Genomic DNA, 18,179 nt, shown 5'->3' on the forward strand with positions numbered 1-18,179 from the left:
GTCCGCGTGCGGCCCCGCCTCTGACGAGCGCAGGGGCTTACGGGCGTACGTGAGGTCGCACGCCCGGCCGCCTCTCCCGCCCCGCGACCGGGTGCGTCAGTCCTGCTCCTCGCCCTCCGGCCGGCCCCGGCCGCGGCCCCGGGCCGACAGGACCTCGCCGTACGCCTGCATCAGGTCCGGGAGCCGCAGGGTGGAGAGGTCCTCGCGGGTCGGCGTGCCCGGGTAGCCGGCGAGGCGCAGGTCGCGGTACGCACAGCTCTTCTCGTACAGCGTCCGCAGGAAGCGCCCGTTGCCCAGGTCGTCGATCCAGCCCTGGTCGACGACGTGGCCGCTGATGGAGCGCAGCTCGTCGAGCGCCTCCTCGTCCCAGATGTCACCACCGTCCGCCGCCAGGACCTGGCCGATGGCGGTCAGTTCCAGCGGCCGGTAGCTCGGGAAGTCGACGCGCGTGGTGAACCGGGACGACAAACCCGGGTTCGCCTCGAACAGCCGCTCCATGCCCTCGGGGTAGCCCGCGAGGATCACCACCAGGCTGTCCCGGTTGTCCTCGGCCCGCTTCAGCAGTGCTTGCAGGGCTTCCTCGCCGTACGCGTCGCCCTTGCTGTACCCGGCGTTGGACAGGCTGTACGCCTCGTCGACGAACAGCACCCCGCCGATCGCGGAGTCGATCAGCTCGTTCGCCTTCACCGCCGTCTGGCCGAGGAACTCACCGACGAGGTCCGCCCGTTGGGCCTCCACCAGGTGATCGCCGCCGAGCAGCCCCAGCGCGTGGAAGACCCGGCCGAGTATCCGGGCCACCGTGGTCTTGCCGGTGCCCGAGGGGCCGAGGAAGACGAAGTGCCGCTTCGGCGGCTGGACGGGCAGGCCCTCGTAGGCCCGCAGCCGGGCCATGTTCAACTGCGCCGAGAGCGCTCTGACTTGGCGCTTCACCGGTTCAAGGCCCACCATCCGCTCCAGCTGGGCCAGCGCCTCCGCGAGCAGCACCGCGTCGGTGGGCGACTCGGGGAAGGCCGGAGGAGCGGGCTGCCGGAGCGGCGGATCCGTCCGCTCGCGTATCTCGTCGGGGAAGACCGGGGGAGCGACGGGACCCCCGGCGCCGGGCACACCGACGCCGTAGCGCGGGTCGACGGTGAAGGCCGCGTCCGGCTCGGTCTGCGCGTCGGACAGGGCGTCGCCGCCGAAGCCCGTCAGCGCGACCGGTATCGCCCCGGCCGGATCGGCGAGGTCGAACGGGCCCCCGTCCGCCGGGTCCAGGCCCTCGTAGCCGTCGGCGTCGGCGATCGCCGCGAGCCGCGCCGCCGTGTCCATGAACGAGGGGTCGAGCCGGTGCACCGCCCGGTACAGGGGTAAGGCCGCCGCGCTGCGTCCGGTGCCCTCGTGCGCGCGGGCCAGCCAGTACCGCAGCTCCTTGCGCTGCGGCTGCTCGCTCCTGCACCGCATGAGCGCGGTGGCGAGCAGCGGCTCGGCCTGCCCGTACATCTCCAGTCTGATCCTGGCCATGCCGCCGAAGAGTCCCGCCTCGGTGCCCAGTTGGGGATCGTCCAGCAGCGGGTCGGTGCAACGGGCCAGCAGTTCCCAGTCCTTGACGAGGTAGGCCCGGCAGGCGCTCAGGAACCGCACCTGCGGGTCCGCGTCGGCGGACGGCAGCGAGGCGAGTGCGTGGTCCAGTTCGGGTACGCGGCGGCCGTCCAGCCAGTGCGAGGCATGGGCCAGCAGCAGGTCGCGCCCGGTCTCCAGGATCGGCTGGACCCACCAGCCGAGCCAGTACCAGGAGTTGAGGGTGCGTCCGTGCAGCGCGCGCTGTTCGCCGAAGCGGTCGCGGCCCGCGTACATCCGCAGCAGGGCGGTGGAGGTGTCCACGCGCAGCGCGTGGAGTCCGAGCCAGCCGTCGGCCATACCCGGGTCCAGCCTCACGGCCGTCCGGAACTCCTCCTCGGCCTGCTGGTAGGCGCCCATCGTGTACGCGTCGACGCCGCGCACCCAGGCGAGGTCCGCCGGGGCCGCCCAGCCCTGCGTGCCGCCGATGTCCATCCAGGCCCCCCACCCGCACCGTGACCCCGTGGTGTCCCGGCGGGCGGTTGCCCGTCGGCCGCTGCTGAACCACCTCTTGGCGGACGGGATATGACCGCACCGCAGTGCATCGTACCCGCGTGGGCGGCGGCCGTACTCGGACCGGGCCCGATCACCGGGGCGCCGTACGCGCTCACTCAGGGTGAGGAAAAGAGGGGTGCGGAACGCGCGGCGGGGCCGGGGGAGGCCCCTCGGGCGGTGGAGGACAGAACGAAGCCCCCGATCACGGGGGAACGACCGGGGGCTTCGTGTCTCGGGGCGGCCGAACCAAAGCCGCACATTCAGAACGTAAGACCAGTACCGCCCCCCGGTCAAGCCGAGTTGGACCGCTCGCCGCCGCCGGCGCCCAACCGTCGCGGAACGACTACCCGGGCATCACGGTGCGTGACGATTTCGCGGGCAGGGCGTCCTGCGGGCGGCCTCGGTGAGTCTGCCTCCCGTCACGGGCGTCACCGCGTATCCCGCGGGTGTCTCCCGCACCAGCGCGTCGGCGAACGGCCGGGACGGGTCGGCGGCGAAATGATCCGACTCGGCGCGGGTCCAGCCCTCCCAGAAGGCCGTCAGCTCCGGCCCGTCCCGGCGCCGGCCCCGCTCCCAGGAGCCGGCGGCGTCCCGCTCCATCCACAGCAGCGCGGCGAGCCACGGCCGCAGCCCGGCCCGTCCGGCGCCCACCCCCTCCAGTACGACGACCGGAGCGGCCGCCAGGGTGCGCGCGCCCTCGAACCGGCGAGCGGTCCAGTCGTACGGCGCGTACCGCGCGTCCCGCCCGCGCGCCAGCGGTGCGAGGACCTGTTCGTGAAGGCGGGGCAGCCAGGCGAACAGCTCGTCGTGCGTGGCGACGTCGTCCAGGCGCAGGACGGGCGCCCCGCCGAGCGCTGCCGCGAGCCGCCCGGTGAACGTGCTCTTGCCCGAGCCCGCGTGCCCGTCCACCGCGACCAGCCGCACCGGCCCCAGGGAGGGCGCCGCGGCGGCCAGCAGGGCGGCGGTGGCGGCCAGGTCGTCCATCCGCCCAGCCTACGTGCGGTGCCCCGCGCGGGGGGCCTCCCGACCGTGTTGTCGCAGGCAGCGCCAGTGGTTCAGACCAATAGTGGTAGGGGCGAGTCGGCGCCGATGTGTGGCATCGGACCGGTGGGAGAGGCAATAGTGGGCGCGAGCCGCACCGTTCGACCAGTCGACACCCGCCGTCTGCCGCGCCACCTCCGAACAGGAGTCGTATGTCCATGCACACCTCGCGCAGAACCGTCCTCGCCGCCGCCGTCGCGGTGGCAGCCGCCGCGGGCACCGGTGCCGCATCCGCGGCCCCCGCGCTCGCCGCGAGCCCGGGCACCGACGCGGCTCACCGGCCCGGGGGCGCTGCCGCGTCCCTCGTGGACAACGCGTTCTTCGCCGGCCGCCACGACTGGGAGTCGGGCAGCGGCCGCGGCACCCTCGTGCTGCCCGGGTCCACGGCCGGGATCGCCATCGGCCGTGCCGCGGGCCGCACCGACTACGCGGACCCGCACACCGGCACCACTGCCGCCTGGGAGTACGCGACCTGGACCAGCCCGGTCCACCGCTCCTCCGTGCCGGCCACTGAGATCGTCGCCCACTGGAACGCCGACACCCCGGCGGGCACCTGGCTCCAGGTGGAGCTCCAGGGCCGCTACACGGACGGCACGCTCACCCCCTGGTACGTGATGGGCCGCTGGACGGCGGGCGACGCCGACGGGGACATCCGGCGCACCTCCCTGGACGGGCAGGCCGACGGGCGCTCGTCCATCTCCACCGACACCTTCGCGCTGGACGACGAGTCGGGAACCCTGCGCGTCCCCTCGTACCAGCTCAGGCTGACCCTGTACCGCACGCCCGGCACCCGCCTGACGCCCGTCGTGCGCCGCCTCGGTGCGATGGCGTCCGCCGTCCCGGCCCGCTTCACGGTGCCCGCCTCGAAGCCGGGCCTCGCGCGCGAACTGCGGGTGCCGGCCTACTCGCAGGACATCCACAAGGGCCAGTACCCGCAGTACGACAACGGCGGCGAGGCGTGGTGCAGCCCGACGTCCTCCTCGATGGTCCTGGACTACTGGGGACACGGCCCGACCCGTACGGACGTGGCCTGGGTCGACCCGTCGTACGCGGACCCGCAGGTCGACAACGCGGCCCGCTTCACCTACGACTACCAGTACGAGGGCTGCGGCAACTGGCCCTTCAACGCCGCCTACGCGGCGAGCCGGGGCATGAACGCCGCCGTCACCCGGCTCGGTTCGCTCACCGACATCGAGACGCTGATCGGCGCCGGCGTCCCCGTCATCACCTCGCAGTCCTTCCTCGCCACCGAGCTGACCGGCGCGGGCTACGGGACCTCGGGCCACCTGATGGCGATCGTGGGCTTCACGGCCGACGGTGACGTGGTCGCCAACGACCCGGCGTCGGAGGACGACGCGGCGGTGCGCAACATCTACAAGCGCTCCGAGTTCGAGACCATCTGGCTGCGCACCAAGCGCTACAACGCCACCGGAGGCGTCTCCTCCGGCTCGGGCGGCGTCGTGTACGTCTACTGGCCGCCGCGGCCGACAAAGGCACAGGAGCGCGCCCTGAGGTCGTTCGGGCTGCTCTGACCGTCGCGTTGTGTCCCCGGCGTCCGACGGGCGCCGGGGACACACGGCCGACACACCGCGAGCACACTGCCGGCGGCCCGTGGCATCGGTTCGCGCCCCGGTTCGCGCCCCACGCGACCTGCGGTGTCCGGCGGTAACCCCTCGGGGCGGGGTGGTGTGCGGACTCTGACATACTGCCGTTCCGTGACAGCCGGAGGGCAGGGCGCGAGTGTGAACGGTAGTCAGCAGAGCGGCGCTTCGGCGCGATCGCAGCTGAGGCGCACGGAACTCATCGCCACCGGACGGAAGTTGTTCGCCAAGACGTCCTACGACGCACTGTCTATGGACGACATCGCGAGCCACGCCGGGGTCGCCAAAGGGCTGATCTACTACTACTTCAAGAGCAAGCGCGGCTACTACCTCGCCATCGTCGAGGACTCCGTCCACGAACTCGTGATGCTCGCCGCGAGCGACCCCGGCCTGCCGCGCACGGTCCGGGTGCAGCGCACCGTCGAGGCGTACCTCCGCTTCGCGCAGGAGAACGAGTCCGCGTACCGCACGATCATCAATGGCGGGGTGGGCTTCGACACCCAGGTGCAGGCGATCAGGGACGCCGTGCGGGAGGGGCTCGTCCTCACGCTCGCCCAAGGCGCCTACGGCACGCAGGACATGCCGGCGATCGCCCGGCTCGCTCTGCTCGGCTGGCTGAGCAGTGTGGAGTGGCTCACCCTCGAATGGCTCGGCCACCAGGACCTCGCCCTGGAGATCCCGCGCGACCTGCTCGTCCGGATGCTCCGGCACACGCTGGACACCATCGAGGAGTTCGCGCCGGAGTGCCCCTCACCGCCGCCCGACCCCGACTGGCGGCCGGTCACCGGCCGGGAGCCCGCGCCGGACGGGCCGAGGGACGCGACGGGGGAGTGACGGGCGGACGGCCCGCACGCCGCCCGCGGGGTGAGTGAGGGCGTGGCCATGCGGCCGCGGCCGCACGCGCCGAGGCGTTCAGCGCCCCGGCGCCCCTGAGGGCGCGTCAGAACTCCTTGTACGGGCCGCTGGAGCCCCGGCGGCTTCCCGTGGCTTCCCGGTGGTGACCCGCGCGGCCTCAGCGGCCCACGGGGCCGTACGGGCCCCTGACGGACCCGCTGGCCGTCGGGGGACCCCGCGAGGGCGCACGCGGGTCCCGTCCGGCTGCGCGGGCCTTCCGTGCCCGTCAGGCGGCGCTGGGGTGGACCACCACCACCGGACGCGATCCCGGGCCGCCGACGTGCGAGAAGGGCTGCGTGCGCCAGTCGAGCCCCTGAGGGAGCGTCAGCAGCAGCCCCGCCTCCTGCTCGTGGGCCTCGGCGGTCGCGTCCGCCGGCCGGGCGTCCGCGGCCGCGCTGCCCGTACCGGCGCAGACGGACAGCACGAAGGGGTTCCAGCGCGTCGGGCACAGGGCGTGCTCCGGGAGGCTGTCCTCGTCCGCGAGCAGGGCGATCGGCTGCGCGCACGCGGGGCAGATCACCCGGTACATCTCGAAGGTGTCGTCGAACTCGCCGTCCTCGTAGGCGGAGAAGTCGCCGGGATCGACGGGCGCCGGTGTGGACGTACCGGTGCGCTTGAGGCTCTGCATTGGAGTCATTCCCCCTCGGATGGGCCGACCAGGCTCGTGTGGTCTCGACCACAGCAAGCACTTCCCGCCGCGCGCGCCAGGTAACCGCGAGGTCTCCATCGACCCCCGGCCGAACCTGTGGTCTTCGTCACACGGGATGCCTGTGGATCATCGCACTTCCGGCCCGGCTGTGCCAGGAGCGACCTGGGGGAATAGGTTGATCCGTATGGAGGAGCTGGATCGTCGGATCGTGGAGTTGCTCGTCAAGGACGGCCGGATGAGTTACACCGACCTGGGCAAGGCTACGGGCCTTTCCACGTCGGCGGTGCACCAGCGGGTCCGGCGGCTCGAACAGCGCGGTGTGATCCGCGGTTACGCGGCGGTCGTGGACCCGGAGGCCGTGGGCCTGCCGCTGACCGCTTTCATCTCGGTCAAACCGTTCGACCCGAGCGCCCCCGACGACATCGCGGAGCGCCTCTCCGGCATCCACGAGATCGAGGCGTGCCACAGCGTGGCCGGTGAGGAGAACTACATCCTCAAGGTCCGGGTCTCCGCCCCGGTCGAGCTGGAGGACCTGCTGACCCGGATCCGTACGCTCGCCGGTGTCTCCACCCGCACCACCGTCGTGCTGTCCACCCCCTACGAGTCCCGGCCGCCCCGGATCTGAGCGGGGCGGGGGAGGCGCCAGACTGGTACCCATGAACCCGAGCACCGCCCCCGAGAGCGAACTCCGCACCGTGCTGCTGCGCGGCGGAGAGGTCCACAGCCCCGCCGATCCGTTCGCCACCGCGATGGTCGTGGAACGCGGGCACGTCGCCTGGGTCGGCTCGGAGGGCGCGGCCGACTCCTTCGCGACGGGCGTGGACGAGGTCGTCGACCTCGACGGCGCGCTCGTCACCCCCGCGTTCACCGACGCCCACGTCCACACCACCGCGACCGGCCTCGCCCTGACCGGGCTCGACCTGTCCGGCGCGCGCGACCTCGCCGACGCGCTCGGCAGGGTCCGGGCGTTCGCCGCCGCACGCCCCGCCGACCGCATCCTCCTCGGCCACGGCTGGGACGCGGCGCGCTGGCCCGGCCTGCGCCCGCCCACCCGCGCGGAACTGGACGAGGCCGCCGCCGGCAGGCCGCTCTACCTCACGCGCGTCGACGTGCACTCCGCCGTCGTCACCACGGCCCTGCTGGAGCTCGTTCCCGGCGTCACGGGCCGTACGGGCTACGCGGCCGACGGGCCGCTCACCGGCGACGCGCACCACGCCGTGCGGGCCGCCGCGCTCGGAGCCGTGACCGCGGCCCAGCGGGCGGACGCGCAGCGCGCGGCCCTCGCCCGCGCCGCGTCCCTCGGCATCGGCTCCCTCCACGAGTGCGGCGGGCCCGAGATCTCCGACGAGGACGACTTCACCGCGCTGCTCGCCCTCGCCGCGGGCGGCCGGTACCCCCGCGTGCAGGGGTACTGGGCACAGGAGGTCGCGGACGCGAAGGAGGCCCTGCGGGTGCGCGAACTCGGCGCGCTGGGCGCGGCGGGCGACCTGTTCGTGGACGGCTCGCTCGGTTCCCACACGGCCTGCCTGGCCGAGCCGTACGCCGACGCCCGGGGCACCGGCACCGCCCACCTGGACGCCGCCGCCGTCGCCGCGCACGTCGCCGCCTGCACCGAGGCCGGGATACAGGCGGGCTTCCACGCCATCGGGGACGCCGCCCTCGCCGTCGTCGTCGAGGGGGTGCGCGCCGTCGCCGATCGCCTGGGCATCGGGCGGGTGCGGGCCGCGCGTCACCGGATCGAGCACGCCGAGATGCTGACCCCCGAGACGGTCGCGGCGTTCGCGGAACTCGGTCTGACCGCCTCGGTGCAGCCGGCCTTCGACGCCGCCTGGGGCGGCGAGGACGGCATGTACGCCGCGCGCCTCGGCGCCGGGCGGGCCAGGACGCTCAACCCGTACGCGGCGCTCCTGAAGGCCGGGGTGCCGCTCGCCCTCGGCTCCGACAGCCCGGTCACCGCCCTCGATCCCTGGGGCACCGTCCGGGCCGCCGCCTTCCACCGCACCCCGGAGCACCGGGTCTCCGTGCGGGCCGCCTTCACGGCCCACACCCGCGGTGGCTGGCGGGCGATCGGCCGGGACGACGCGGGCACCCTTGTGCCGGGCGCCCCCGCCGACTACGCGATCTGGCGTACCGGGGAACTCGTCGTGCAGGCGCCGGACGACCGGGTGGCCCGCTGGTCGACGGACCCGCGCTCCGGGACGCCGGGACTGCCCGACCTGACGCCCGGCCGTCCGCTGCCGGAGTGCCTGGAGACCGTGGTCGGAGGACAAACCATCTTCAGGCACCCGAACGGGTGAGGTCCGGGACATTTCGCACCTCTGAGCGGGGGCCCGGGGCTGCCCGGCGACCTGCGGATCTTCGGCGCTGACCTGCTGGTTCGCCGAAGCGTTGCAGGTGGAACGCGTGTTGACAGTGAGGCGCCGGGGGCGGGTAGGTTCGGCGAGTCCACCACAGCACGACCGTCCGGCGATCTCCACGCCCCGCCGAACGCCACTGGGTCAGGGGCGGTGCGCCGCACCGGCGCACCTCCACTGGGAGCCAGGCCCAGCCTCGGCGCACCAGCGGTGCGGGAAGGTTTCAGCCGGTCGGCGGGTGCGACCCGGACGGGGCCCCGGCGTTCAGTAGACAACGGCTTTCGGACGGCCCGCAGCCAGCGGGCCCCAGGTCGGCCCGAAGGACGCCGGGGCCCGGTCCGCAGCCCGCGGCCCGCGCCGGGCCCCCGGCCGACGGGGCGTCAGCGCGCCCCGCCCGACGCCCTGCTCGCGGACAACATGCCCCCGTGGAAGCGACCCCCGCCGCGGTGCTCGCTATGGTGGTCCCCCGGCGCGGCACGACGAAGGGGCAGCACAAGTGAACGACGGCGGTCAGAGGCGGTTCGGCCCGCTCGGCTCGGCCTTGGTGATCATCCCGACCTACGACGAGGCGGGAAACATCGAGACCATCGTCAAGCGCGTGCGCTCCGCGGTGCCGGATGCCCACATCCTGGTCGCCGACGACAACAGCCCGGACGGTACCGGCGTGATCGCCGACGGCATCGCCGCCGCCGACGGCCATGTGCACGTGCTGCACCGCAAGGGCAAGGAAGGCCTCGGGGCCGCCTATCTGGCCGGTTTCCGCTGGGGTATCGACCACGGCTACGGCGTCCTCGTGGAGATGGACGCCGACGGCTCCCACCAGCCCGAGGAACTGCCCCGCCTCCTCACCGCCCTCAAGGGCGCCGACCTGGTCCTCGGATCCCGCTGGATGCCCGGCGGCCGGGTGGTCAACTGGCCGCGCACCAGGGAGCTCATCTCGCGCGGCGGCAGCACCTACTCGCGGCTGCTGCTCGGCGTGCCCATGAAGGACGTCACCGGCGGCTACCGCGCCTTCCGCAAGGAGACCCTGGAGGGCCTCGGCCTCGACGAGGTCGCCTCGCAGGGCTACTGCTTCCAGGTCGACCTGGCCCGGCGGGCCGTAGAGGCCGGGTTCCATGTGATCGAGGTGCCCATCACCTTCGTGGACCGGGAGGTCGGCGACTCCAAGATGAGCAGGGACATCTTCGTGGAGGCCCTGTGGCGGGTCACCGCGTGGGGCGTCGAGACCCGTGCCAACCGCCTGCTCGGCCGCCGCCCCTTCGGCGGCGGGCCGGCCGCCCGGGAGGACGGCGCCGCCGAGTCCCGGCCGGCCGAGACGTCCTGAGCCTGCCGCGCACCGCCGGCCCGGCGGGCGCGGGATCCTGATCACCCTCTTACGCCGCACGGACGTGCCGGAAGGCACACTGGAGAGATGACCACCGCTATGCCGCAGGGGACCGCGCCGAAGCGCTCCCGCGCCCGGGCGCTGCTGCCGCTCGGCATCCTCGTCTGGATCGCGCTGGAGATCTGGCTGCTGACGCTCGTCGGCGGCGCCACCAGCGGGCTGGTGGTCTTCCTGATCATCGTGGCGGGGATCGTCGGGGGTTCCGTGGTCGTGAAGACGGCGGGTCGGCGTGCCTTCCAGAACCTGCGGGCGACCCTCCAGCAACAGCAGCAGGGCGGGGTGAGCCCCGAGCGGAGCGCCCACTCCAGCAGGAACGGCTTCCTGATGCTGGGCGGCCTGCTGATCATGATCCCCGGTCTGCTCACCGACGTGGTGGGCCTGCTCCTGCTGATCCCGCCGGTCCGCTCGGTCGTCGGCCGGTTCGCGGACCGCTCGATGGACAAGCGGGTCCGCGCCTCGGTGCCCGACGATCTCCAGGACGCCTTCCAGCAGGCTCAGCGCACCCGGATGAGCCAGGACGGCAAGGTGGTCCAGGGCGAGGTCGTCCAGGACGACGAGCCCGGCGGCGAGCGCCCGTCGCGCGAGGACGAGGGGCCGAGGCCGCCGCTCACCCCGTGAGGCCCTCTGCGGCCTCCGTGCGGCCCACGGAGCGCCCGGTGTCCGGAGGCCGACCTTCGGGCGGGGCATCGGCGCCACGGCGCCGGTAGGGCGGCCCCGGGCCCCGGGCGGCCCTCAGCACGGTTGTGCAGCGCGCGAGCTTGCGCCCTCCGCAGGACGTCACCGCCGTGTCGCCGTCGACCCGCACCCTCACCGCGCCACCGGCGTGACGGGCGCGAACCCGACAGGCGCGAGCGTGAGAAGGCGGAGCGTACGGGAAAGCCGCGGGCCCCGGCACCGGAAAGGTGTCGGGGCCCGCGGCTTGTCGTTCACGGTCACGATCTCGCGCAGGGGTGGTCCGGCGTCAGGCTGACTTCCGGCTGTCCCGCGGATGTACGGCGATGTTCATGGCACCGGACCGAAGAACGGCGAGCCGCTCGGCCAGAACCTCTTCGAGCTCCTCGCGCGTACGCCGCTCCATGAGCATGTCCCAATGCGTACGAGCAGGCTTGCCCTTCTTCTCCTCGGGGCCGTCCCCGTCCACCAGGAGTGCCTGGGCGCCGCACGCCTTGCACTCCCACTCCGGCGGAATTTCTGCCTCTACCGAGAACGGCATCTCAAAACGATGGCCGTTCTGGCATGCGTACTCCACCGCCTGGCGCGGGGCCAGATCGATGCCGCGGTCCGTCTCGTAGCTGGTAACCACAAGTCGCGTGCCGCGGAGAGCTCGCTCACTCATGAATCGTGCCTCCCGGGCTTGTCGCCCACAGGACAAAGTGTCACTGTCGTCGTCATCCGGTCAACGTCCGGTCGGCGGTAAAGATTCCCGTTCCGGTGCTGCGTCGCCCGTCGTAGCGCTGGTCCTCATTGGTGTTCGCGTACCCGCCAGCGCCCGGATTGTCACCTCTGACTAGAGATGTCACCCCGTATTTTACATACAGAACCACGCAGGAACGGTACGGCTGGCAGACCAAACGCGTACACTACCGCCCTTTCAGCCCGGCGTCTAAATCCGCTCGGGTACGGCGTTGCCCGCTTCGGCCACCGCCTGTCTCACCCGTACCCGCGCGAGCAGCAAGGAACCCGCCACGAAGAACACCAGAAGTGAGACGATCGCCACCCGGTAGCTGCCGGTCAGCTGGTACGCCAGGCCGAAGGCGAGCGGCCCGAGCCAGCTCAGGCCCCGGTCACTCAGCTCGTACGCGGAGAAGTACTCCGCCTCCTTGCCCGCGGGCACCATGTGCGAGAACAGCGAACGGGACAGGGCCTGGCTGCCGCCGAGCACCAGCCCGATCGCCGCGGCGAGCCCGAAGAACCAGACCGGCGCCTTCGACGGCAGGAAATACCCGCCCACCAGGATGAAAATCCATACGCCGAGCGATGCGAGGATGGTCCGCTTGCTTCCGTACACCCGCGCGAGGCGGCCCATCGCGAGGGCGCCCGCGACCGCGAGGATCTGTACCAGGAGCACCGCGACGATCAGCGTCGTCTGCCCGAGCCCCAGCTCGTCGGAGCCGAAGACGGACGCCTGCGAGATCACGGTCTGGATGCCGTCGTTGTAGATCAGGTACGCCAGCAGGAAGGCCAGCGTCAGCGGGTGGCGCCGCATGTCCCGCAGGGTTCCCGCCAGCTGCCGCCAGCCACCCCCCGCCCCGCCGCGGGCACCCCCGGCCGGCCCGTTCGTGGCGCCGCGGGCGGCGGCGCGGCGATCGCGCAGCCTCCGCAGCGGCACCACCGTGAACACGCCCCACCACACGCCGGCCGACGCCAGGCAGATCCGCACCGCCGTCGACTGCGTCAGGCCGAAGGAGTCGTGCCCGGAGTACAGCACCAGGTCGAGGATCAGCACGAACGCGCCGGACGTGTAGCCGAAGGCCCAGCCGCGGGAGGAGACCCGGTCCCGCTCCTCGGGTTCGGCGATCTCCGGCAGGTAGGCGTTGTAGAGCGCGGACGAAACGGGCAGGGCCACGTTCGCCACGATCAGCAGACCCGCGCCGAGCAGATAGCGGTCCCCGTCGAGGAAGAACATGCCCGCCGTGGCCGCCGCGCCGACATACGCGGCCGCGGCGAGCAGGGGCTTCTTGCGGCCCGTCCGGTCGGCGATAGCGCCGACGAACGGCATCAGCAGCACCGCGATCACGATCGACACGGAGATCGTGTACGCGTAGAGCGACCCCGCCCGGACGGGTATGCCGAGCGGATGCACGAAGCCCTGCGCGTCGGACGCGTGGCGCGTGACCGAGGTGAGGTAGGGCCCGAGGAAGACCGTGAGCACGCTCGTCGAGTAGACCGAGTTGGCGAAGTCGTAGAAATACCATCCGCGTTGCTCGCGCCTGCGGGCCCCTGGCCCGTCCTCGGCAGCGGCCTTGTCCGCGTCCACGGTGTCGGCGGTCAACCCGTGTCCCTCCCCGTCCCCCGTGCGCCGGTCCGCAGCCGTCGGCCGGAGCGGTCGGCGCCGGCCGGTCAGCGCCACACCCCGCGCGAGGCGAACACCGCGCGGAGCGTCTCCAGATGATCGGTCATGATGCCATCCACACCGAGGTCGAGGAGCGCGCTCATCCGATCCGGGTCGTTGATCGTCCAGACATGCACCTGGAGTCCGCGGGCGTGCGCCTGAGCGACGAAGCGGCGGTCCACCACCCGTATCCCGGACTGCTCGACGGGCACCTGCGCGCACACCGCGCCCCTGCGCACCGGGGCGGGCACCCCCAGCGACCGCAGCCGCAGGCCGAGGACGCCCCGCACCCCGTACGAGGTGGCCAGGCGGGGTCCCGCGAGCCGGGCCGCGCGCGCCACGCGCCTCTCGGAGAACGAGCCGACGCAGACGCGGTCCCAGCTGTCGGTCGAGCGGAGCAGGTCGAGAAGAGGCAGGAGCGCGGACGCCGCTTTGACGTCGACGTTCCAGCGGGCGTCCGGGAACTCGGCCAGCAGGTCCTCGAAGAGGGGGAGCGGCTCCCGCCCCCCGACCCGGGCCCGGCTCACCTCGGCCCAGGACAGGTCGCCTATGCGGCCCCGCGCGTCGGTCATCCGGTCCAGCGTCTCGTCGTGGAAGGCCACGAGGCGGCCGTCGGCGGTGGCGTGCACATCGGTCTCGAAGTAGCGGTATCCGAGCTCCGCCGCGCGGCGGAAGGCGGCGGCCGTGTTCTCGACGCCGTCGGCGGCGCCGCCCCGGTGGGCGAACGCCAGCGGCGTCGGACGGTCCAGGTAGGGATGGCGGTGGCGTACGGGGGTCACGGGCGAAGTATGGCCCCCTGTGGTGTCGCCCCGGCGACGGCCGCGGGCCCGCCGTCCCCCGCCGGGATGGCGAAAATCCGCAGGAACAATTGGGCCAGCGGCCCGATCGCCAGCGCGTACGCGACGGTGCCGGCGCCAAGTGACCCGCCGAGCGCGAAACCGGCGACGACCACGGTGACCTCGATCGCCGTGCGGATCAGCCGGATCGACCGGCCGGTCACCCGGTGCAGGCCCGTCATGAGGCCGTCGCGCGGCCCCGCGCCGAACCGCGCCCCGATGTACATCCCGGTCGCGGCGCCGTTGAGCACGATCCCGGCGACCAGCAGGGCGATGCGGGCGGCGAGGGCGCCGGGATGCGGCACCACGGCCGTGGTCGCGTCGATGGCGAGACCCACCACGACGACGTTGGAGACGGTGCCGAGCCCTGGGCGCTGCCGCAGCGGGATCCACAGCAGCAGCACGGCGGCCCCCACGACGATCGAGACCGTACCGATGGACAGTCCCATCAGGTGGCCGACGCCCTGTCCGAGGACGTTCCACGGTTCGAGCCCGAGATCGGCGCGAATGATCAGGGCGGAGGACGCGCCGTACAGCACGAGTCCCGCGTAGAGCTGCGTGAGACGGCGCGGCAGTCGCCGGGCCGGCCGGGGCGTGAGGGGCACGGCGTACCCTTTCCATGACATCGGTGGACCGGACATCGCCAGCCTGTGGCAGGCCGATCGGTGCCAACCATGGCCAATCCGGGGAAGGTGGCCCGCTTTCATGGCCCAGTGGACATCCGCGGTCGGTGCGACCCAGCTCGCCCGGCAACTCGCGGCGCAACGCCCCGGCCCGTCGAGCGCTCCGGCGGCCCGCGCGCGCAGGCAGCCCGCCTACCGGGCGCTCGCCGACGGCATCAGACTGCTCGTCCTGGAGGGCCGGGTACCGGTCGCCGCCCGGCTGCCCGCCGAACGCGAACTCGCGGTGGCGCACGGCGTGAGCCGTACGACGGTCGCCGCGGCCTACGAGGCGCTGCGCTCCGAGGGGTTCCTGGAGTCGCGCAGGGGAGCGGGCAGCTGGACGGCCGTCCCGGCGGGCAACCCGCTGCCCGCACGCGGGCTCGAACCGCTCCCGCCCGAATCGCTGGGCTCGCTCATCGACCTGGGTACGGCCGCGCTGCCCGCGCCCGAGCCCTGGCTCACCCGGGCGGTCGGCGGCGCGCTGGAGGAACTCCCGCCGTACGCCCACACGCACGGCGACTACCCGGCGGGGGTGCCGGCGCTGCGGCAGCTGCTCGCGGAGCGCTACACCGCGCTCGGCGTACCCACGATGCCCGAACAGATCATGGTCACCACCGGCGCGATGGGCGCCATGGACGCGATCTGTCACCTGTTCGGCGGGCGCGGCGAGCGCATCGCCGTCGAGTCCCCCTCCTACGCGAACATCCTCCAGCTGATGCGCGAGGCGGGCGCCCGCCTGGTGCCCGTCGCGATGGCCGAGGGACTTCAGGGCTGGGACGTGCCGCGCTGGCGGCAGGCGCTGCGCGACGCGGCGCCCCGGCTCGCGTACGTGGTCGCGGACTTCCACAACCCGACCGGCGCGCTGGCCGACGAGGACCAGCGCAGGCAGCTGGTGGACGCGGCCCGCTCGGCCGGCACGGTGCTGGTGGTCGACGAGACCATGACGGAGCTGATCCTCGACGAGGACGTCGACATGCCGCGCCGCGTCTGCGCGTTCGATCCGGCGGGCAGCACGGTGATCACGGTCGGCTCGGCGAGCAAGGCGTTCTGGGCCGGGATGCGGATCGGCTGGGTCCGGGCGGCGCCCGACGTCATCCGCTCGCTGGTCGCGGCGCGCGCCTACGCGGACATGGGCACACCCGTGCTCGAACAGCTCGCGGTGCACTGGCTGATGAGGACCGGCGGCTGGGAGGAGGCACTGAAGCTGCGCCGTACCCAGGCGAAGGGCAACCGGGACGCGCTCGTCGCGGCGGTCCGTGCCGAGCTGCCGGCCTGGGAGTTCCACGTCCCGGCCGGGGGCCTGACGCTCTGGGTCCGCACGGGCGGCCTGTCCGGCTCGCGGCTCGCGGAGGTCGGCGAGCGGATGGGCGTGAGGGTGCCGTCGGGGCCGCGCTTCGGGGTGGACGGCGCCTTCGAGGGGTACGTACGGCTGCCGTTCACGGTGGCGGGGCCGGTGGCCGTCGAGGCGGCGGCGCGGCTCGGCCGGGCGGCGGCGCTGCTGGAGTCGGGCGCGGCGCCGCACGTCTCGCCGCGCACGTTCGTGGCGTGAGCGCCGGGCGGTCCGCCCCGGTGGGAGGTGCGCGCGCCCGCTGCGTGCGCGAGCGGCTGGCGGCCGTCCGCGTACGTGCGTAGCGCGCCTGACCCGCGTCCGGGTGCGGCACGCGGGCGAGGGGCGGGCCGGTCGGTACGGGGACCTTGTTCCGCGCGCCGGCCGGCCGGCCCGCCGGTGTCCTGTCAGCCCTCCGCCGCTACCGGGGCCGCGGCCGGTCGCACCAGGCCCGACGCGCGTGCCGTCGGCGCCACCGGTGCGACGACCGGGAGGGACTCGGTGTCCGGCGCGGACTCCGGCTCCGTGTCCCGCGCGCTCCCCCCTGGGGCCTCGGACGCGGACACGGCTTGGGACGAGCCCGTGGTCGCGGGCGTGAACAGGGTCCCCCTCGCGGCCTCGGACGCGGACGCCGACCCGGACTCGGTGCCGGCGAGGTTCTCGGCGTCCTCGGCGCGCGCCTCCTGCCCCCGGCCCCGGCCCTGGTCTCCTCCCCGCTCCGGCCCCTGCTCCGGTTCCTGTTCCTGTTCCTGTTCCTGGGGAGCGTCACGGCGCTGCGGCAGCAGGGCGAGTACCGCCTGCCGCCCGGCGTCCGTGGCCGCCTCGTCGTAGGGGTCGGGTGTCGCGGGCACCTGCACCCGCAGCACCTCGCAGGACGCTCCGAGGCGCGCGTACCCCCTGCCGGGTGGGACGTCCGGCGTGGGGGTGGTGTGCGGGGGCGCCCCGAGCACCGATTCGACGAGTTCGGCGGGGAGCGCGCCGAGCACGACCCGAGCGGGGGTGTGCGAGGTCACGCTCTCGTCGATCCAGCTCAGCGCGTCGGCGTGGTCGGCCACGACGACGGTCACACCGGCGGCCCGGCCGTGCCGCAGCGGAACCGTGAGGAGTTGCTGCGGGTCGCGCCTGCCGTCCGCCGCCGCGAGGTGCGCGAAGACGCTCGGCCGGTCGACGAGGATCCACAGCGGGCGCTTGACGTCTTCCGGCAACGGGGTGCCGCTCTGCCGTGCCCGGTTCGCGGCGATCAGCCGCCGCTCCGTCTCGTGCGAGGCCCATTCCAGGGCGGCCAGCGCCCCGCTGAGCGCCGATTCGACCGCGAGGACCCCCGGCCGCTCGGCGAAGCAGGCGAACTCGCCCGTGCCACTGCCCTCGACCACCACCACGTCGCCGTGCTGGAGGGCCTGGAGCGTGATCGAGCGCAGCAAGGTCGTCGAGCCCGCGCCGGGCCGGCCGACGATCAGCAGGTTGGGCTCCGTCGAGCGGGGGCCCGTCCGCCAGAGGACCGGCGGCTTCTGGAGCGTCTCGCCGTCCGCCAGCACCGGCACGGTGCGCCGCACCGACGCGTCGTCCGTGAAGCCGAGCACCGTTTCGCCGGGGACGGTGACGAAACGCTGCGCGACGATCGACGTGGACAGGGCAGGCAGCACGCTCATCACGAGCCGGTTGTCCTCCTGCTTCCAGTCGAAGTGGTACTCCCTGCCGCGCCCGGACTTGGCGTGCAGGAGCCGTTCCACCGTGGTGCGGGCCACGGCGTCGCCGTCGGTGAAGTACGGCGGGTACGTCACTTCGAGGCGCGTCAGGCGCCCCTGGTCATCGAACTCGTGTTCTGCGAACGCGGAACTCCACGCGCCGCCGTGGGCGAACAGCGGACTCGGGTCCTCCGGTACGGAGAAGTACGGCACCAGTGCCTCGTAGAGGGACTGGAGCCGCAGCACCTCCGCCTCGTCGGGCCCGGTCCGCCGGGGCGCGCGGCCGTTTCCCTTCCACGCGGCCAGCGCCATGACCGTGACGAGGGCGAGCAGCGGCCCGTACGGCATGAGCGCGACCACCAGCACGCAGGCCGCCACCAGGAACAGCGCGGGACCGCGCCGTTCCCTCGGGGTGCCGGCCCACTTCTGCCGTGCTGACACGGCGAGCAGCCGCAGTCCACGGGAGACCGTGATCAGCGGATGGAGGACGTCCGTGGCGTTGTCGGCGGCCGTACGCGCCATCTCGCGGCCTTGTGCGAGACGGGTGGTGCCGCTGCTCAGAATGCGGGGGAGTGGGCGCCGGGCCACAGCTGTCTCCTGGAG

The 18,179-nt window shown here is 73.5% G+C and carries 15 protein-coding genes; 7 read left to right on the forward strand and 8 right to left on the reverse strand.

Translation table 11 applies throughout. The features are described 5' to 3' along the window. Positions 1-96: 96 nt before the first annotated feature. Positions 97-2,031: an AAA family ATPase gene (locus OG310_RS29180; protein ID WP_329458826.1), complete on the reverse strand. Its 1,935-nt coding sequence runs from the start codon at positions 2,029-2,031 to the stop codon at positions 97-99. Between the two features lie 414 nt (positions 2,032-2,445). Further along, positions 2,446-3,075 carry a uridine kinase family protein gene (locus OG310_RS29185; protein ID WP_329458827.1) on the reverse strand — a complete coding sequence of 210 codons (630 nt, stop codon included), beginning with the start codon at positions 3,073-3,075 and terminating at the stop codon, positions 2,446-2,448. 209 nt (positions 3,076-3,284) lie between these two features. Here OG310_RS29185 and OG310_RS29190 point away from each other — a divergent pair, with 209 nt between their 5' ends. Both OG310_RS29190 and OG310_RS29195 read left to right on the forward strand, forming a co-directional pair. Next, on the forward strand, positions 3,285-4,664 hold the full coding sequence (locus OG310_RS29190) for a peptidase C39 family protein (protein WP_329458828.1): 1,380 nt from the start codon (positions 3,285-3,287) through the stop codon (positions 4,662-4,664). Between the two features lie 210 nt (positions 4,665-4,874). Further along, positions 4,875-5,567 carry a TetR/AcrR family transcriptional regulator gene (locus tag OG310_RS29195; protein WP_329458829.1) on the forward strand — a complete coding sequence of 231 codons (693 nt, stop codon included), beginning with the start codon at positions 4,875-4,877 and terminating at the stop codon, positions 5,565-5,567. Positions 5,568-5,853: 286 nt separating this feature from the next. Here the strand turns inward: OG310_RS29195 and OG310_RS29200 are convergent, their stop codons facing one another. Continuing rightward, a complete protein-coding gene (locus OG310_RS29200) occupies positions 5,854-6,255 on the reverse strand; it encodes a hypothetical protein (RefSeq protein ID WP_329458830.1) in 402 nt (133 codons plus the stop codon). A 205-nt stretch (positions 6,256-6,460) separates the two neighbouring features. Between OG310_RS29200 and OG310_RS29205 the strand changes: the two genes are divergently transcribed. The 4 genes from OG310_RS29205 (at position 6,461) to fxsA (ending at position 10,632) form a co-directional block, all read left to right on the forward strand. Continuing rightward, complete coding sequence (locus tag OG310_RS29205; protein ID WP_329458831.1) at positions 6,461-6,901, forward strand: Lrp/AsnC family transcriptional regulator; 441 nt, start codon at positions 6,461-6,463, stop codon at positions 6,899-6,901. A gap of 31 nt (positions 6,902-6,932) precedes the next feature. After that, on the forward strand, positions 6,933-8,573 hold the full coding sequence (locus OG310_RS29210; protein WP_329458832.1) for an amidohydrolase: 1,641 nt from the start codon (positions 6,933-6,935) through the stop codon (positions 8,571-8,573). Positions 8,574-9,126: 553 nt separating this feature from the next. Further along, a complete protein-coding gene (locus tag OG310_RS29215) occupies positions 9,127-9,954 on the forward strand; it encodes a polyprenol monophosphomannose synthase (RefSeq protein WP_329458833.1) in 828 nt (275 codons plus the stop codon). Between the two features lie 87 nt (positions 9,955-10,041). Then, a complete protein-coding gene (gene fxsA, locus OG310_RS29220; protein ID WP_329458834.1) occupies positions 10,042-10,632 on the forward strand; it encodes an FxsA family membrane protein in 591 nt (196 codons plus the stop codon). A gap of 343 nt (positions 10,633-10,975) precedes the next feature. Here fxsA and OG310_RS29225 read toward each other — a convergent pair whose 3' ends face one another. The 4 genes from OG310_RS29225 to yczE all read right to left on the reverse strand — a co-directional run bounded on the left by OG310_RS29225 (position 10,976) and on the right by yczE (position 14,528). After that, positions 10,976-11,350 carry an RNA polymerase-binding protein RbpA gene (locus OG310_RS29225; protein WP_003959706.1) on the reverse strand — a complete coding sequence of 125 codons (375 nt, stop codon included), beginning with the start codon at positions 11,348-11,350 and terminating at the stop codon, positions 10,976-10,978. 267 nt (positions 11,351-11,617) lie between these two features. Beyond that, positions 11,618-13,006 (reverse strand): MFS transporter, encoded by a 1,389-nt coding sequence (locus OG310_RS29230; protein WP_329458835.1) that lies wholly within the window; start codon positions 13,004-13,006, stop codon positions 11,618-11,620. Between the two features lie 68 nt (positions 13,007-13,074). Beyond that, positions 13,075-13,845, reverse strand: a complete 771-nt coding sequence (locus OG310_RS29235) for a glycerophosphodiester phosphodiesterase (RefSeq protein ID WP_329458836.1) — start codon at positions 13,843-13,845, stop codon at positions 13,075-13,077. Beyond that, on the reverse strand, positions 13,842-14,528 hold the full coding sequence (gene yczE, locus OG310_RS29240; protein WP_443078751.1) for a membrane protein YczE: 687 nt from the start codon (positions 14,526-14,528) through the stop codon (positions 13,842-13,844). The genes OG310_RS29235 and yczE overlap by 4 nt, the downstream gene beginning before the upstream one ends. Positions 14,529-14,607: 79 nt before the next feature. On the opposite strand from yczE, the gene OG310_RS29245 reads away from it, so the two are divergent. After that, the gene (locus tag OG310_RS29245) at positions 14,608-16,113 is read left to right on the forward strand and encodes an SCO1417 family MocR-like transcription factor (RefSeq protein WP_329458838.1); all 1,506 of its coding nucleotides are present in this window, start codon (positions 14,608-14,610) and stop codon (positions 16,111-16,113) included. Positions 16,114-16,298: 185 nt separating this feature from the next. Here OG310_RS29245 and OG310_RS29250 read toward each other — a convergent pair whose 3' ends face one another. Then, complete coding sequence (locus OG310_RS29250) at positions 16,299-18,164, reverse strand: hypothetical protein (RefSeq protein ID WP_329458839.1); 1,866 nt, start codon at positions 18,162-18,164, stop codon at positions 16,299-16,301. Positions 18,165-18,179 lie beyond the last annotated feature (15 nt).

Origin of the sequence: Streptomyces sp. NBC_01497 (genome assembly GCF_036250695.1) — a bacterium.
Classification (GTDB): Bacteria; Actinomycetota; Actinomycetes; order Streptomycetales; family Streptomycetaceae; genus Streptomyces.